We start from the raw sequence: 454 nt of genomic DNA on the forward strand, positions 1-454 counted from the left end.
TGACCACCTATGGGATGCAGCAGTGGGGGATATTGCACAATGGGGGGAACCCTGATGCAGCGACGCCGCGTGGGTGAAGGAGTGCTTCGGCATGTAAAGCCCTATCGGCAGGGAAGAAGCAAGACGGTACCTGACTAAGAAGCCCCGGCTAACTACGTGCCAGCAGCCGCGGTAATACGTAGGGGGCGAGCGTTATCCGGATTCACTGGGTGTAAAGGGAGCGTAGACGGCCATGCAAGCCAGGGGTGAAAGCCCGGGGCCCAACCCCGGGACTGCCCTTGGAACTGCATGGCTGGAGTGCGGGAGGGGCAGGCGGAATTCCTGGTGTAGCGGTGAAATGCGTAGATATCAGGAGGAACACCGGCGGCGAAGGCGGCCTGCTGGACCGCGACTGACGTTGAGGCTCGAAAGCGTGGGGAGCGAACAGGATTAGATACCCAAGTAGTCCGCTCAT

At 60.6% G+C, this 454-nt stretch carries 1 rRNA gene; it reads left to right on the plus strand.

Going from position 1 to position 454, the window contains the following annotated elements:
• Nucleotides 1-454 (plus strand): 16S ribosomal RNA (locus M6G53_RS25090); the annotation flags it as partial.

Source organism: Serratia nevei (assembly GCF_024160145.1).
GTDB classification, from domain to species: domain Bacteria; phylum Pseudomonadota; class Gammaproteobacteria; order Enterobacterales; family Enterobacteriaceae; genus Serratia; species Serratia nevei_A.